13 protein-coding genes are annotated in these 14,774 nt (G+C 71.3%); 7 read left to right on the top strand and 6 right to left on the bottom strand.

Annotation, left to right across the window (positions count from 1 at the left end):
- The first annotated feature begins 271 nt into the window (after positions 1 to 271).
- The 3 genes from AC3EQ1_RS30555 to AC3EQ1_RS30565 all read left to right on the top strand — a co-directional run bounded on the left by AC3EQ1_RS30555 (position 272) and on the right by AC3EQ1_RS30565 (position 4,406).
- Positions 272 to 931 carry a LuxR C-terminal-related transcriptional regulator gene (locus AC3EQ1_RS30555; protein ID WP_351507900.1) on the top strand — a complete coding sequence of 220 codons (660 nt, stop codon included), beginning with the start codon at positions 272 to 274 and terminating at the stop codon, positions 929 to 931.
- Positions 932 to 1,396: 465 nt separating this feature from the next.
- The gene (locus AC3EQ1_RS30560) at positions 1,397 to 3,319 is read left to right on the top strand and encodes a 2-oxoacid:acceptor oxidoreductase subunit alpha (protein ID WP_432097556.1); all 1,923 of its coding nucleotides are present in this window, start codon (positions 1,397 to 1,399) and stop codon (positions 3,317 to 3,319) included.
- A complete protein-coding gene (locus AC3EQ1_RS30565; protein WP_432097557.1) occupies positions 3,312 to 4,406 on the top strand; it encodes a 2-oxoacid:ferredoxin oxidoreductase subunit beta in 1,095 nt (364 codons plus the stop codon). Before AC3EQ1_RS30560 ends, AC3EQ1_RS30565 begins: the two co-directional genes overlap by 8 nt.
- A gap of 206 nt (positions 4,407 to 4,612) precedes the next feature.
- On the opposite strand, the gene AC3EQ1_RS30570 is transcribed toward AC3EQ1_RS30565, so the two are convergent.
- Entirely contained in the window at positions 4,613 to 4,981 is a 369-nt protein-coding gene (locus AC3EQ1_RS30570) for a hypothetical protein (protein ID WP_488187184.1), read from the bottom strand.
- 708 nt (positions 4,982 to 5,689) lie between these two features.
- Between AC3EQ1_RS30570 and rarD the strand changes: the two genes are divergently transcribed.
- Positions 5,690 to 6,781: an EamA family transporter RarD gene (gene rarD / locus AC3EQ1_RS30575; RefSeq protein WP_432097559.1), complete on the top strand. Its 1,092-nt coding sequence runs from the start codon at positions 5,690 to 5,692 to the stop codon at positions 6,779 to 6,781.
- 40 nt (positions 6,782 to 6,821) lie between these two features.
- On the opposite strand, the gene AC3EQ1_RS30580 is transcribed toward rarD, so the two are convergent.
- Together AC3EQ1_RS30580 and AC3EQ1_RS30585 are read right to left on the bottom strand one after the other, a co-directional pair.
- Positions 6,822 to 7,040: a hypothetical protein gene (locus tag AC3EQ1_RS30580; protein WP_432097560.1), complete on the bottom strand. Its 219-nt coding sequence runs from the start codon at positions 7,038 to 7,040 to the stop codon at positions 6,822 to 6,824.
- 210 nt (positions 7,041 to 7,250) lie between these two features.
- Positions 7,251 to 7,460 (bottom strand): hypothetical protein, encoded by a 210-nt coding sequence (locus AC3EQ1_RS30585; protein WP_432097561.1) that lies wholly within the window; start codon positions 7,458 to 7,460, stop codon positions 7,251 to 7,253.
- Between the two features lie 337 nt (positions 7,461 to 7,797).
- Here AC3EQ1_RS30585 and AC3EQ1_RS30590 point away from each other — a divergent pair, with 337 nt between their 5' ends.
- Both AC3EQ1_RS30590 and AC3EQ1_RS30595 read left to right on the top strand, forming a co-directional pair.
- Positions 7,798 to 8,646 (top strand): helix-turn-helix domain-containing protein, encoded by an 849-nt coding sequence (locus AC3EQ1_RS30590; protein WP_432097562.1) that lies wholly within the window; start codon positions 7,798 to 7,800, stop codon positions 8,644 to 8,646.
- Positions 8,625 to 8,855: a DUF397 domain-containing protein gene (locus AC3EQ1_RS30595; RefSeq protein WP_432097563.1), complete on the top strand. Its 231-nt coding sequence runs from the start codon at positions 8,625 to 8,627 to the stop codon at positions 8,853 to 8,855. Before AC3EQ1_RS30590 ends, AC3EQ1_RS30595 begins: the two co-directional genes overlap by 22 nt.
- Positions 8,856 to 9,327: 472 nt before the next feature.
- Here AC3EQ1_RS30595 and AC3EQ1_RS30600 read toward each other — a convergent pair whose 3' ends face one another.
- The 3 genes from AC3EQ1_RS30600 to AC3EQ1_RS30610 form a co-directional block, all read right to left on the bottom strand.
- A complete protein-coding gene (locus AC3EQ1_RS30600) occupies positions 9,328 to 10,554 on the bottom strand; it encodes an FUSC family protein (protein ID WP_432097564.1) in 1,227 nt (408 codons plus the stop codon).
- Between the two features lie 208 nt (positions 10,555 to 10,762).
- Positions 10,763 to 11,185, bottom strand: a complete 423-nt coding sequence (locus tag AC3EQ1_RS30605) for a hypothetical protein (RefSeq protein ID WP_432097565.1) — start codon at positions 11,183 to 11,185, stop codon at positions 10,763 to 10,765.
- Positions 11,186 to 11,345: 160 nt separating this feature from the next.
- Positions 11,346 to 12,323 (bottom strand): TNT domain-containing protein, encoded by a 978-nt coding sequence (locus tag AC3EQ1_RS30610; RefSeq protein WP_432097566.1) that lies wholly within the window; start codon positions 12,321 to 12,323, stop codon positions 11,346 to 11,348.
- A gap of 761 nt (positions 12,324 to 13,084) precedes the next feature.
- Between AC3EQ1_RS30610 and AC3EQ1_RS30615 the strand changes: the two genes are divergently transcribed.
- Positions 13,085 to 14,449, top strand: a complete 1,365-nt coding sequence (locus AC3EQ1_RS30615) for a M28 family metallopeptidase (RefSeq protein WP_432097567.1) — start codon at positions 13,085 to 13,087, stop codon at positions 14,447 to 14,449.
- Positions 14,450 to 14,774 lie beyond the last annotated feature (325 nt).

The following is a 14,774-nucleotide window of genomic DNA, read 5'->3' on the forward strand; positions in this document are numbered from 1 at the left end:
CCGTCTCATCCTCCCGCCCGAGGACACGGGTGCCCGAATACTGGGATGCTGGTGCCTGCACAGCACACAGCGTTACGCCACACAGCGCGACTGCACACGGCAGTACGGCAGTACGGCAGTGATGCACACAAACACCCCGGGCCGACGGACCGACCGGCCCGGGCACCTGTGCGCAACAGGCGAACGGGCAACACCGTCACATGGGCACACAGGCACACGGGCGGACTTCAGAGGAATGTGCGAGCGGGGGACGAGGGGCGTGGAGGACAGGGTGCGGGTGGTCATCGCCGAGGATTCGGTGCTGCTCCGGGAGGGCCTGACCAGGCTGTTGACCGACCGGGGACACGACGTGGTCGCCGGAGTGGGGGACGCCGAGGGGCTGATCAAGGTCATCGGCGAGATGGCGGCGGACGGCGAGCTGCCGGACGTGGTGGTGGCCGACGTCCGGATGCCGCCGACCCACACCGACGAGGGCGTGCGGGCCGCGGTGCGGCTGCGCCGCGACCACCCCGATCTGGGGGTCCTGGTGCTCTCCCAGTACGTCGAGGAGCAGTACGCGACGGAGCTGCTCGCCGGGAGCAGCCGGGGCGTCGGCTATCTCCTCAAGGACCGGGTCGCCGAGGTCCGCGAGTTCGTGGACGCGGTGGTGCGGGTGGCCGGGGGCGGTACGGCGCTGGACCCGGAGGTCGTCGCCCAGCTCCTGGGCCGCAGCCGCAAGCAGGACGTGCTGGCCGGGCTCACCCCGCGGGAGCGGGAGGTGCTGGGGCTGATGGCCGAGGGCCGGACGAACTCGGCGATCGCCCGGCAGCTGGTGGTCAGCGACGGGGCGGTCGAGAAGCACGTCAGCAACATCTTCCTGAAGCTGGGGCTGTCGCCGAGTGACGGGGATCACCGCCGCGTCCTGGCCGTCCTGACCTATCTCGACTCGTGACCGGCCACTCCCGGTCGATGGCCGGCTCCTCCGGGCCCGGGGCGGCCGTGCCCCGGGCCGGGCGTGCCACCGGGCCGCGGGGCGCTCCGCGCGGGGCACCTCGCGACACCCGTCCCGCCCCATCCGGCGCCCCGACCAGCGGCGCCCGCCCGGAAGCCGCCGTCCCGGCCGTCCGGCCCCCGCCCCCGGCGCCGGGGTGATCGCCCCGGCGGCAGGGCGGGCCGAGGGCCCACCGCGGCGCCCTCGGTCTCCGGCCCTAGGCCCAAGGGATGAGCCGCGGGCCGGCTCGGGAGCCGGCCCGCACCTGCGGGTAAATCGGTACGAACCGGCGCAGGGCCACGTCTCAGCACTTCGTCCACTATGTGACACTTCCAGGGAAGGTGACCCTTACCGACGTAGAGTGGCCGACGGTTCAACCGGTCGGTAATGCGATGCGAGCCGCCGCCTCGAAGGAGGTCCAGTTCAGTGACCAGCCAGGTCGACACCCAGCCCGAGCAGGCAGCCGGGCGGGGCATGGGGGAACGCAGTTCCGGCAAGGAAGTCCGGCGTCTCGACCGGGTGATCATCCGCTTCGCGGGTGACTCGGGTGACGGTATGCAGCTGACGGGTGACCGTTTCACCTCGGACACGGCGTCGTTCGGGAACGACCTCTCCACGCTGCCCAACTTCCCCGCCGAGATCCGCGCCCCCGCCGGCACCCTGCCCGGGGTGTCCAGCTTCCAGCTGCACTTCGCGGACCACGACATCCTCACCCCGGGTGACGCGCCGAACGTCCTGGTCGCGATGAACCCGGCGGCGCTGAAGGCGAACCTGGCGGACGTGCCGCGCGGCGCGGAGATCATCGTCAACACCGACGAGTTCACCAAGCGCGCGATGGCCAAGGTCGGCTACCAGGCCAGCCCGCTGGAGGACGGCTCCCTCGACGCGTACCACGTCCACCCGGTGCCGCTGACCACGCTGACGGTCGAGGCGCTGAAGGACTTCGCGCTGTCCCGGAAGGAGGCGGAGCGCAGCAAGAACATGTTCGCGCTCGGCCTGCTGTCCTGGATGTACCACCGGCCGACCGAGGCCACCGAGTCGTTCCTGCGGACCAAGTTCGCGAAGAAGCCGCAGGTCGCGGAGGCCAATGTGGCCGCGTACCGGGCGGGCTGGAACTTCGGTGAGACCACCGAGGACTTCGCCGTCTCCTACGAGGTGCAGCCGGCGGCGTCGGCGTTCCCGCCGGGGACGTACCGCAACATCTCCGGGAACCTGGCGCTATCCTACGGCCTGGTCGCCGCCTCCCAGCAGTCCGACCTTCCGCTCTACCTCGGCTCGTACCCGATCACCCCGGCCTCGGACATCCTGCACGAGCTGTCCAAGCACAAGAACTTCGGTGTGCGGACCTTCCAGGCCGAGGACGAGATCGCCGGTATCGGCGCGGCGCTGGGCGCGGCGTTCGGCGGGGCGCTGGCGGTGACGACCACCTCCGGCCCCGGTGTGGCGCTGAAGTCCGAGACGATCGGACTGGCGGTGTCGCTGGAACTGCCGCTGCTGATCGTGGACATCCAGCGCGGCGGCCCGTCCACCGGGCTGCCGACCAAGACCGAGCAGGCCGACCTGCTCCAGGCGATGTACGGGCGCAACGGCGAGGCGCCGGTGCCGATCGTGGCCCCGTCCACCCCGGCGGACTGCTTCGACGCGGCGATGGAGGCGGCCCGGATCGCCCTCACCTACCGGACGCCCGTCTTCCTGCTCTCCGACGGCTACCTGGCCAACGGATCGGAGCCGTGGCGGGTCCCGGACCTGGTCGAACTCCCCGACCTGCGGGTGCCGTTCACCACCGAGCCGAACCACACCACCGAGGACGGCACCGACACCTTCTGGCCGTACAAGCGCGACCCGGAGACCCTCGCCCGCCCCTGGGCGGTCCCGGGCACGCCCGGCCTGGAGCACCGGATCGGCGGCATCGAGAAGCAGGACGGCACGGGCAACATCTCCTACGACCCGGCCAACCACGACTTCATGGTCCGCACCCGGCAGGCGAAGGTGGACGGCGTCGACGTCCCCGACGTGGAGGTGGACGACCCGTCCGGCGAGGCCGACGTCCTCGTCCTCGGCTGGGGCTCGACGTACGGGCCGATCACGGCCGCGGTGCGCCGCACCCGCGCCGCCGGCGGCCGGATCGCCCAGGCCCACCTGCGGCACCTCAACCCCTTCCCGCGGAATCTCGGGGAGGTGCTGGGGCGTTACCGCTCGGTGGTGGTCCCGGAGATGAACCTCGGCCAGCTCGCGACCCTGCTGCGGGCGAAATACCTGGTCGACGCCCGTTCCTTCACCCAGGTCAACGGGATGCCGTTCAAGGCCGAACAGCTCGCCGATGTGCTTAAGGAGGCCATCGATGACTGAGACGACGACGGAGGGCCTGTCCGCCTCCGACGCGCTCACCCTGGTACCCAAGGCCGCGGCCAGGCAGTCCATGAAGGACTTCAAGTCCGATCAGGAAGTGCGCTGGTGCCCCGGCTGCGGTGACTACGCCGTCCTCGCCGCCGTGCAGGGCTTCATGCCCGAGCTCGGTCTGGCGAAGGAGAACATCGTCTTCGTCTCCGGCATCGGCTGCTCCTCCCGCTTCCCGTACTACATGAACACCTACGGGATGCACTCCATCCACGGGCGCGCCCCGGCCATCGCCACCGGCCTGGCGTCCTCCCGCCGCGACCTGTCGGTCTGGGTCGTCACCGGCGACGGCGACGCGCTGTCCATCGGCGGCAACCACCTGATCCACGCGCTGCGCCGCAACGTCAACCTCAAGATCCTGCTGTTCAACAACCGGATCTACGGGCTGACCAAGGGCCAGTACAGCCCCACCTCCGAGGTCGGGAAGATCACCAAGTCGACGCCGATGGGCTCGCTGGACGCGCCCTTCAACCCGGTGTCGCTGGCGCTCGGCGCCGAGGCTTCGTTCGTCGCGCGGACCGTCGACTCCGACCGCAAGCACCTGACGGGCGTGCTGCGCGAGGCCGCCGCCCACCCGGGCACCGCGCTGGTGGAGATCTACCAGAACTGCAACATCTTCAACGACGGCGCCTTCGAGGTCCTCAAGGACAAGGAGCAGGCCCAGGAGGCCGTGATCCGGCTGGAGCACGGGCAGCCGATCCGCTTCGGCGCCCCGGCCGAGGACGGCCTCGGCACGAAGGGCGTCGTGCGGGACCCGGCGACCGGTGACCTGAAGATCGTGGACGTGACCGAGGAGGGCACCGCGGACGTCCTGGTCCACGACGCCCACGCCACCTCACCGACCACGGCCTTCGCCCTCTCCCGCCTGGCCGACGCCGACACCCTGCACCACACCCCGATCGGGGTGCTGCGCAGCGTGGAACGCCCGGTCTACGACACGCTCATGGCCGACCAGCTGGAATCCGCGGTCGAGCGCCACGGCAAGGGCGACCTGTCCGCGCTGCTGCACGGCAACGACACCTGGACGGTGGCGGGCTGAGCGACGGCACGACGCATCTCTCGCCTCTACGGCCCGGCCCCGGTTTGCGTACCGGGGCCGGGCCGTGGGGGTTGTGGAGGCGCCTGGCCGGACCCGGCCGCGTGTCTGGTTCTCAGACTCTCAGGGCTCTCAGGGCTCGAGCGTCATCCGGGCCTTCCGAGCACATGCGGGCCCCGGATCGCGGAGCGTCCCGGGCCGGGACACCCTTACGCCGAACCGAGGCTCCATCCCGAGCACTTGCGGCGGTCGACGTCGTTGGCCAGCAGGCAAACCTTGATCTTGACGGTGGCGTTCTCGCGAATGTTCATGGCTTGCGTGGTGCACTTACCCTTCTTGCTCGCTATGAGAGAGGCAGTGCCGCCCGGGTAGTCTCCGGACATCTCGGCCTTCATCCCGTCCGACTTGAGGTCGCAGACCTTGAAGACGTCCCCGTCGGGATCGAAGAACGCCTTCCCGCCCCAGTCCTTGCCGTCCGTCGTGTGAGCCATGGCGAACTGTCCGGCGAGCGCCGGTGAACTGCAGAACACCACGCTCGCAGCCGCAGCGACTCCGACCGCCAGGAACCTACGCACCATATTCGTCCTCTGTTTCATGTGTTCGCTTGATGGGCTGCGGGAGTACCGAAGGCGGACCTCCAGGACGGTGTTCCGTATGTCGGCCGCGGCGCACCACCGCCGACGCCGACGTTCCGGGCGCCCTCGGAACCGCGCTTCCTGCCGTCCGGGACCAGGAGTTGAGCCACCCGAAGTGCCGTCCAGATCCAGGAGCCGGGTGGCCGAAGCGCTGCCCCCAAAGCGCCGTCCGGGCTGCCGGATAGGCAAGCACCACCGTCAGCACAGGAAGGCCGCGAGTCCGTCCGGTTCGTTCTGAGACATGTCGTCCTTGTGGGATGCACACCCCATCCGCGCGCCTGGTCGTGGCGCAGTCGGCCCCCTCGCCGCCCCGTCCCACCTAACGCACCCGAAGGCGCATTAAGCGGACCTGGACCGTACCCCGCCGTGAACATGCGAAGCAACTCGGCCATCGGAGCAGCGAAGTTCGGCCACAGGAGCACCGGAGGCGGGTCAAGGAGAGCAGTTTCAGCAGCTCTACTCCTCCGGCCCTGGCGCGCCGGACGCTGCCGCACATGGGCGCCGCTGCACGCGCGCCGTCGTGCAGGGGACGGAGCCAGGCCCCCGACCTGACCGAACACCTGTCATGACCGTATGCCGGAACACACATGACAGCGCCGCCCCTCGGGCGCTACCGTCGGGTGGTCGTCATGCCGCGCCGGGGGAGGTCCGATGAAGCCGAGCACCATCGAATCCAGTGGAGGTTCGGATTCCGGTCCGTCGGTCCGGTCGGGCCTCGCGTACGGATTCGCCGCCTACGGCATGTGGGGGCTCTTCCCGCTCTACTGGCCGCTGCTGGAGCCGACCGGCGCCATCGAGATCCTGGCCCACCGCATGGTGTGGTCGCTGGCGGCCGTCGGCCTCATCCTGCTCGTGCTGCGCCGCTGGGCCTGGATCGGTCCGCTGCTGCGCCAGCCCAGGCGCCTCGGTCTGATCGCCGTCGCCGCGGTGTTCATCTCGACCAACTGGGGTGTCTACATCTGGGCCGCGAACTCCGGCCATGTCGTCGACGCCGCCCTCGGGTACTTCATCAACCCGCTGGTGAGCATCGCGTTCGGTGTCCTGCTGCTGCGGGAACGGCTGCGTCCGACGCAGTGGACCGCGGTCGGCATCGGCGTCGCCGCGGTGGTCTTCCTGTCCGTCGACTACGGCCAGGTCCCCTGGATCGCCCTGGTCCTCGCGTTCACGTTCGCGTCGTACGGCCTGGTCAAGAAGCGGGTGGGCCTGGACGGGCTGGAGTCCCTGGCGGCGGAGACGGCGGTGCAGTTCCTGCCCGCGCTCGCCTTCCTGCTCTTCCTCGGCTCCCAGGGCCGGAGCACCTTCGGCACGCACGACATCGGCCACTCCCTCCTGCTGGTGACTTGCGGCTTCGTCACCGCTGCGCCGCTGATCTGCTTCGGCGGGGCGGCTGTCCGGCTCCCGCTCTCCACCATCGGGCTGCTGCAGTACGTGACGCCGAGCATCCAGTTCGTCCTCGGGGTGGCGGTCCTGCACGAGGAGATGCCCGCCGGACGGTGGGCCGGCTTCGCGCTCGTCTGGCTGGCTCTCGCCCTGCTGACCTGGGACGCACTGCGCACCGCCCGGAAGGGCAGGGTGGCACTGCGCGAGGCGGAGGCCGCGGCTCAGGCCTCGGCCGCCCGCCCGGCCGAGCCGGGCGACGCGGCACCCGGAACGGAGTCCGTCGGCGCGGAAGCGGAAGCCGTGGCTTCCGCGGGCCCGCTCTCCCCGGGCACGGAAGCCGAAGCGGAGTGCAGCCGGCCCTGAGGGGCCGGGGCCGGCCGCACGCCCCCGGCCACCCGCGCGGCTACGAGTGGCCGCGGTGGCGGGGGCACCCGCACGGCGGGTACGCGTGGGACATCAGCGGCGGCAGCACCTCACCGGCCACGATGCGCACCGTGCCGCGCTCCTCGACCACCACGCCGTCCCGGGTCGCCCGGTAGACCCGGAGGGTCATGAACGACCGGCCGGGTTCCGGCTGCTGGACATCCGCCGCTTCCCTGCCGACCGGCGCATCAGCGTTCATCGCCGCTCCCCCGGAGCGACACCGTCGCGTCGAGGACAGCAAGCATGTCCGGGGCCCGCGGAACCTGCGGGGCACAGACCGGGCAGGCGTAACCGTTCCAGCCGGGACCGGTGCCGCCGTGCACCTCCTGCACCAGGACCGGAACGTCCGTGATCCGTTCGCAGCGGACACACATCCGGGCAGGCACCGGTGCACTGCCCACGCTCTGCGTCATGCCGCCCCGCCCGTACAGCCACCGGTCCAGTACGGTCCCGCGGCGGCCGCACCCGCAGGAGGCGACCACGCCCCGGCCCGCAACTGCCGCAGCTCCTCGGCGATGAGGTACGGACGCACCAGGGCCGTCGCCGCCCCGTCGATCAGCGCCCCGGACGCCACCGCCCGCCGCTCCCATGGCAGGTGGGGCGGATCCCAGACCGTCACCCGGATCCCCCGGGCAGCACCACCCGAACCGGAACCCGGAACGGAAGGGTGACGCCCGCCTGTCCGCAAGGCGAGAAAGGTCCTCACGCGAGCCAGGCAGCGCGCAATATGCTGCGTCATGTCAATGCTCCATCCTCAGCGTTGGCCACGCCCCGGGGCCGTTGCAGCGGCCGTCGGGGCATCTGCGTTCTTCCGACTCTCCCGGATGAACGCATCACTGTTCGTGACGCAATGATTGCGGGGCGGAGCTAGGTTCACCAGGGATTGATGTCCCCGGAGCCCTGTGGGGACAAGACCCATCGGGAGGGGCCCGACCAGGGCGAGAAAGGACGGAGCCATGGCGCCGAGGCCGAGGGAACTGACACCGGACCGGTCCGCACGGGATCTCTACGGGGCCGAGGTCCGCCGACTGCGTGTTGCGGCAGACATGTCCTTGGCCAGGCTTGCGGAAGTGCTGAAGTACAGCAAGAGCCATCTGGCACGCATCGAGACCGCCGACGCCATGCCCCCACCAGGGCTTTCGGAGACCCTGGACGCTGCGTTCGGAACGGACGGGCACCTGTTACGGCTGTACGGTCTGGCCCGGCGGGAGGCGCATCCGGACAAGTACCGACGGTACATGGACTGCGAATCGGGCGCCGACGTCATCGAGCACTGGGCGGGACACCTTGTCCCGGGCCTGCTGCAGACCGAGGAGTACGCCCGTGCCCTGCTGCGCGCCGGTGACCCCGCCGCGGAAGCGGGGCTGATCGAGGAACGAGTATCGGCTCGGCTGAGCCGCCAGGAGCGCCTCCGGGGCGACAACCCCCCGGACATGTGGGCCATCCTCGACGAGAGTGTGATCCGGCGCCTCATCGGCGGCCCGGACGTGACACTGGGGCAACTCAAAGCGCTGTCGCTCCTTATGGACACAGCCCACAGCAAGGTCCAGATCTTGCCCTACAGTCACGGCGCACACCGCCTGCTGGGCGGCTCCCTCACCCTTCTCACCCTCCGCGACACAACTGTGGTCGCTTACGAGGAAGGAATCGATGCCAGTCATCTCTACGAGGATTCGGCCTCGGTCCGAGAACGCCGACGCGCATACGATGCGCTGCGGGCATACGCCCTGTCGCCCAAGGAGTCGGCGGCGTTGATTTCCTCGGCCATGGAGGGCTGCACCTCATGCGAACCACTTTCGACCTGAGTCCCGGCTCGGCGAACTGGCGCAAGTCCAGCTACAGCAACACCCAGGGCGGCGAATGCGTCGAGGTCGCCGACCACATCCCCGGCGCCGTTCCCGTGCGCGACAGCAAGGACCCCCACGGCCCCGCGCTCTGCTTCACCCCCGAAGCCTGGACCGCCTTCATAACCGGCCTCAAAGCGGGGACGTTCGATTCGGGGACGCCTTCCTGACGGGCCCTCGCCCGTGAGAGCCGACGGACACGCCCCCGGAGCCGCCATCCCACCCGCCGGTCGGAGGCGGGCCGGCCGAGCCTCACCGCTGCCGCGCCGCCCCCCGGCTCCCTGCCCCGGGAGCACACCAACCCCGCCGTCCCGGCGGGGTTTCCTTTGCCGTGCAGGCACTCGGCCGTTACTGTGTGAGCGCACTTAATGCACTTGCCCGCGCATTAAGTGCGCCGACCGTCGGTTGGTCTGTGGGCCACAGGGGTGTCCGCAGCACAGCGACGGGGAACGTCACCCGCCCGCCGGAGGAATCTGCCGATCTCCGGGGATCCGGTCCGGCAGCGGCCCGAGGCCCGGCAGATCCCGGGCGGCCGCAGCCCCGCGAACCCCGCTCACCGCACCACGGCACGCGGGCTCGCGCACGGACGCCGGCGCCCGGATCAGCCCTCCGGCGGGTGGCAGTGCGGCGCCGGAAGGGCGCTCATGCCCCCTCCGCCGCGCACGCGCGGTCGACCGCCTGCTGGAGGACGTCGCAGGTGTGCTGCATCTCGTCCATCAGCCGGGTCGCCTCGACCATGAGGATCCCGAACGGGCGGGACGGATCGCCCAGCGGCAGGTCGCTGCCCTCCGCGTCCTCCACGAGCCGGGTGCGCCGCTCCTGCGCCTGGTCCGCGGCCTCGCACAGTTCCCGCGCCTGGTCGGTGAGCCGGTCCTCGTCGACGTGGCTGAACAGATCGAGGATGCGGGCCAGCGACTCCAGGAAGTCGCCGTAGTCACGCAGGAAGTCGCGGTGCGGGCCGCCGCTCTCCCCGTCGTGCCACTGGTCGAGACTGCGGGTCATCGACCCCATCTGGTACGAGACCCGCTCCAGGGCGTCGATGACGGCCTGATAGCCGGAGAACGAGGTGTGGTGCCAGTGCCGTTGCAGCAGCCGCCGGGGGTTGTAGTACGTGCTCTCCCGCGCCGTCCGCACCGCCGACTGCGCCTGCTCCACGATCGGGCCCAGATGGGCGGCCCGCTCCCGCCAGTGCCGGGTGCGCTCCCCGTCGAGCTCGTTCTCGCGCAGGGCGGGATGGATGTCGGAGACCAGGTCGCACAGCGAGTGCGCCAGGGCGTGGATGCCGCTCTCGGCGCTGCGGTACCGCATCGGCGGCAGGACCACCATGTTGACCACCACGCCCACCCCGCAGCCGATGAGGACGAGCAGGATGATCTGGCCGAGCTGGTTCCAGCGGTCGGCGTCGCTGCTCGCGGAGACATAGGTGGAGAAGGCGAAGAACGCCGCCGTCGCCACCTGGGAGCCCTGGGAGCCCAGCGGGCGCCAGCGGCCGATGGCGAGTGCGGCCAGTGCCACCAGGACGAACGTCACCAGCCCGGGGCCGGCCAGCAGCCCGAAGAGCCCCTGCAACGCGACGCCCACCGAGACCGCCCCGACGTACCGCAGCGCCTGGAGCAGCGACCGGTACACCGTGACCTGCATGATCAGCACGGCCGAGAACGGGGCGAACGCGGGCGACTGCGCCTGCATCACGTCGTAGGCGATCACCCAGGCCAGACAGGCCGCCAGAGTGGCCTTGCCGATCAGGGCGAGGGTGTGGCGTTCATGCCCCTCCGAACCCGCCGCGCGTCGCAGCCACTGCCGTATCCGGGCCGTCCGGCCCTGCCCGGCCACGTCCGTCCGCTGCCGCCCAGCGGTCGCCTCTGCCATGCGTCCTCCGTAGTGCCGTCGACTCGTCCGCGTACCCGCGTTGGCCGCCTCCATCTACGGGATGGGGGACATCACCCCAGGCAGGGGCCGTTCTTCGGGGACCGGCGGACGCCGTGCCACGGAGGGGGACCGGACGATGACCCGGTGTTCGGCACCCGATGGGTGCGGACCCGACAGGTACGGACCCGGCGGGTACGGACGCGGCGGGTCACCGGCCGTCGGCGGGAGGCTGCTGCCCGTCGGAGTGCCCGTCCGCACCGCCGTCCTTCCCGGACCGGCGGCGTTCCTGTTCGGCGGCCAGGGCCCGGTCGAGTTCCCGGCGGGCCCGGCGCTGGATGCCGTCGCTGTCGTGCAGCAGTTCGTCCCGTTCCTCGGGCGTGAGGCCGGTCGGCGGCGGGCCCTCGTAGGTGAGGCGGTCGTAGAGCCAGCGGCAGGCCGCGTCCTCGTCCGTGAACCGTTCGAGGACGCGCCGTTCCCCGCGTTCGTGAACGCCGACCAGCCAGGCGCTCTCCCCTGCCCGCAGGAAGTACGACTCCGTCGGGTGGCGGCCGCCGGGGCAGTCCGGGATCTCGTAGTGCGCGGCCGGGACCCCCGCCGCGCGGAGGGCCGCGCACAGCTGGAACCGGTCCATGGCGTCAGTCTCCCACCGGGAACGACGCCGGGCCCGCGCATGGCGGGCCCGGCGTGCTGTGTCGTACGGCGTATTTCAGGTGCGGTGGTTCAGGTGCGGTGGTTCAGGGTGCGGTGGTTCAGGTGCGGCTTTCAGGTGCGGCTGTTCACGGTGCGGCAGGTCAGTTGATCCGCGCCAGGGTGCCGTTGCGGACCAGCTCCCCCACGGTGTGGCCGGTGACCGTCGGGCAGAAGTTGCTCGACGTCACGTACTGGGTGCCGTTGCCGGGCTGCTCGAACGCCGGGGCGATCGGGCCCGCGCAGACCGTGAGATCCCTGGTCACCCGGTAGAGGTGGTAGTTGAAGGGGTAGCGCGGATCGGTCGTGTCCAGGCTGGACGGCGGGAGGGCGCGCTCCCCGTACCGGGTGCCCGCCGGGGAGAGGAACCGGCCGGCCTCGTTGCCGAAGCGGTCGACCTTCGTCCCCGCGTGGAGCACCAGCGGCGCCGCGATGGGGTTGCCCTCGGAGTCGAGCTGGAAGCCGTCCTCCGGCGGGTACTTCCAGTCGCCCTGACCGGAGTCCAGGGTCGGGTCCCACCACTTGTTCAGGAACTCGACCGGGGTGAGGTGTCCGAACCGCTGGTAGCCGCCCAGGATGTTGCCCAGGACTCCGCGGGTCGGCAGCCGGGTGGGGCCGAGCCGCCAGTCGCCGCAGAAGTACTGCGAACGGTCGGCATACGCGTAGGGCGGGGGCACCAGGCCGAGACAGATGGGGCGCATGTCCGGCCGGGTGGCGCCCGGCCGGCCGGGGCGGTCGGACTGGCCGGGCCGGACCGGAGCCGGCAGCGTGTGCGGCCGCTCACCCCGCTGGGGCTGCCGTGACTGCTGCGGCGCGCTCTGGTGGTGCGCTCCGGGGCGGTGCTGCTTTGAGCTCTGCCCGTGGCCCTGCTTCCGCTTCGGCTTCGGCTTGGGCTTCGGGTTCGGCTTCCCGTGCTCCTCGGCTGCTTCCCCGGCCGGTGCTCCCGGCTGAGCCGCCGCGGCCATTCCGACGCTGCTGCCCGCCGTCGAGGGAGCGGCCGACGACACGGCCGAGCCCAGGAGCAGGGAGCCTGCCAGACCGGCCGCGGCCACCAGGCTCGCACCCCATCTGAACGATCTCACGGAACCTCCAGAAGACGTTGGTGCCCGGGGCACGCCTCGAATTCGGGCGTCGAGTCGATGAGAGCCGGGGACGGCCCTGCCCGTGGAGAGGTGACGGGAGGTCCGGCCCCGTGGAGAGTGACGCGTGCCGATGATCACTCAAGCTGAGGAATGTGCCGACGTCGCACCGGGACGCGGCCGTTGCACCCGGATGGCCGCGGGCTCCCACCGGGACGGACCACCGGCGCAGAACGCGGGAGGAACGGCGGGGTGAGCGGCCGGGTGAGCGGCCGGGTGAGCGGCGGGGAGGATGTCGCGGCAGGGAGGACAAGACGCCGAGAAGCCGGGAGGCAGGGGCCAAGGAGGCAGGGCAGGAAGCCTCAGCCAGGGGCGGGGCGGACACTGCAGAATCTCTCAGCCAGCGGCGGGGAGGACACCGCAGGACCCCTCAGCCAGGGGCCGACGAGCAGCCGTTCACCCACGGCTCACCGGCCCCGCCCCGGAACGCCCCGGGGCCACCGGCAGCCCCTCCGGCCTCGGCCGCACCGCGCCGGACCACAGGGGGACCACAGCGGGGACCACAGCGGCCGACCGTCGCGCGGCGCTCCGGACCGATATGCGGCAGGGCGTGTCCGAATTCCGCCCTTGACGCTTCGTCAGCCCCGCCTCAGCATCATGCTCGCGTCAAGGATTTGTGCTCGCTCCAGTGCCCTGTGGTCACCCAGCCGCAGGGCTTCCTGTTCGTTCCGTCCTCATCCCGTTCGGAATACGGAGCCCCCACCATGTCTGCACGCACTCCTGGTACCGACCGCAGCCCTGCCCGAAGATCCTGGATACGCCGGGCCGCCACCGTCACCGTGGCCGCCGGCGCCCTCGCCGGGCTCGTCGTCTCGGCCCCCGGCGCCGCCGGCGCGGCGCAGCCCGCCTCCGCCGCCCGGCCGTCCGCCCTCGCCCCGCCGGACATCCCGCTCGCCAACGTCAAAGCGCATCTGAGCCAGCTGCAGTCGATCGCCACCGCCAACGGCGGCAACCGCGCCCACGGCCGCGCCGGCTACAAGGCCTCGCTGGACTATGTGAAGGGGAAGCTGGACGCGGCCGGGTTCACCACCACCGTCCAGCAGTTCACCTCCGGCGGCTCGACCGGCTACAACCTGATAGCCGACTGGCCGGGCGGCGACCCCGACCAGGTGCTGTTCGCCGGCTCGCACCTCGACTCGGTCAGCTCGGGCCCCGGCATCAACGACAACGGCTCCGGGTCGGCCGCCGTCCTGGAGACCGCCCTCGCCGTCTCCCGCGCGAACCTCCAGCCGTCCAAGCACCTGCGGTTCGGGTGGTGGGGCGCGGAGGAGCTCGGCCTCGTCGGCTCGCGGTACTACGTCAACAACCTGCCGTCCGCCGAGCGCTCGAAGATCGCCGGGTATCTGAACTTCGACATGATCGGCTCACCGAACCCCGGGTACTTCGTCTACGACGACGACCCGACGATCGAGACCACGTTCAAGGACTACTTCGCGGGGCTCGGCGTGCCCACGGAGATCGAGACCGAGGGCGACGGACGCTCCGACCACGCCCCGTTCAAGAACGTCGGGGTGCCGGTGGGCGGCCTGTTCACGGGCGCCGACTACCGCAAGACGGCCGCCCAGGCCCAGAAGTGGGGCGGTACGTCCGGACAGGCGTTCGACCGCTGCTACCACTCCTCCTGCGACACCACCGCGAACATCAACGACACCGCGCTCGACCGCAACGCCGACGCCATCGCCCACGCGGTGTGGACGCTCGGCACCGGGACCACCCAGCCGGGGACGGTCTTCGAGAGCACCGCGGACGTGAGCATCCCGGACAACGGCGCGGCGGTGACGTCCGCGCTGGAGGTCACGGGCCGCACGGGCAACGCGCCGTCGGCCCTGAAGGTGGGGGTCGACATCAAGCACAGCTGGCGCGGTGACCTGGTCGTCGACCTGGTGGCACCGGACGGGACCGCGTACCGGCTGAAGAACTCCAGCGGTTCGGACTCGGCGGACAACGTCATCGCCACGTACACCGTCAACGCCTCGAGCGAGGCGGCGAACGGCACCTGGAAGCTCAAGGTCCAGGACATCGCGGCCCAGGACACCGGCTACATCGACAGCTGGAAGCTCACCTTCTGACGGGCGTTCGGTCCCGGTCGCGCGGGGCCGCGCCTCCGGGCACCGGTCACGCGGGCTCGGGGCACTGAAACCTGAGCCCGGAGCCCGGGGCCCTGAAACCGGAGCCCGGAGCCCTGGGCCAGGGGCCAGGGGCCAGGGGCCAGGGGCCAGGGGCCGGTGGAGCGTTCCGCCGGACCGAGCACGGCGGAAGACCAGGGCCCGGACGCCGACAGGCGTCCGGGCCCCGGGTGCCGTGGCGGCTCTTGCGGCCGCGGCGGCACCACCCGGGCGCGGAGGGGTACGGCCCGGGGTCTACGGATGACGCGGTGGGGGGGGGGGGGGGGGA

This window comes from Streptomyces sp. bgisy100, from assembly GCF_057709105.1.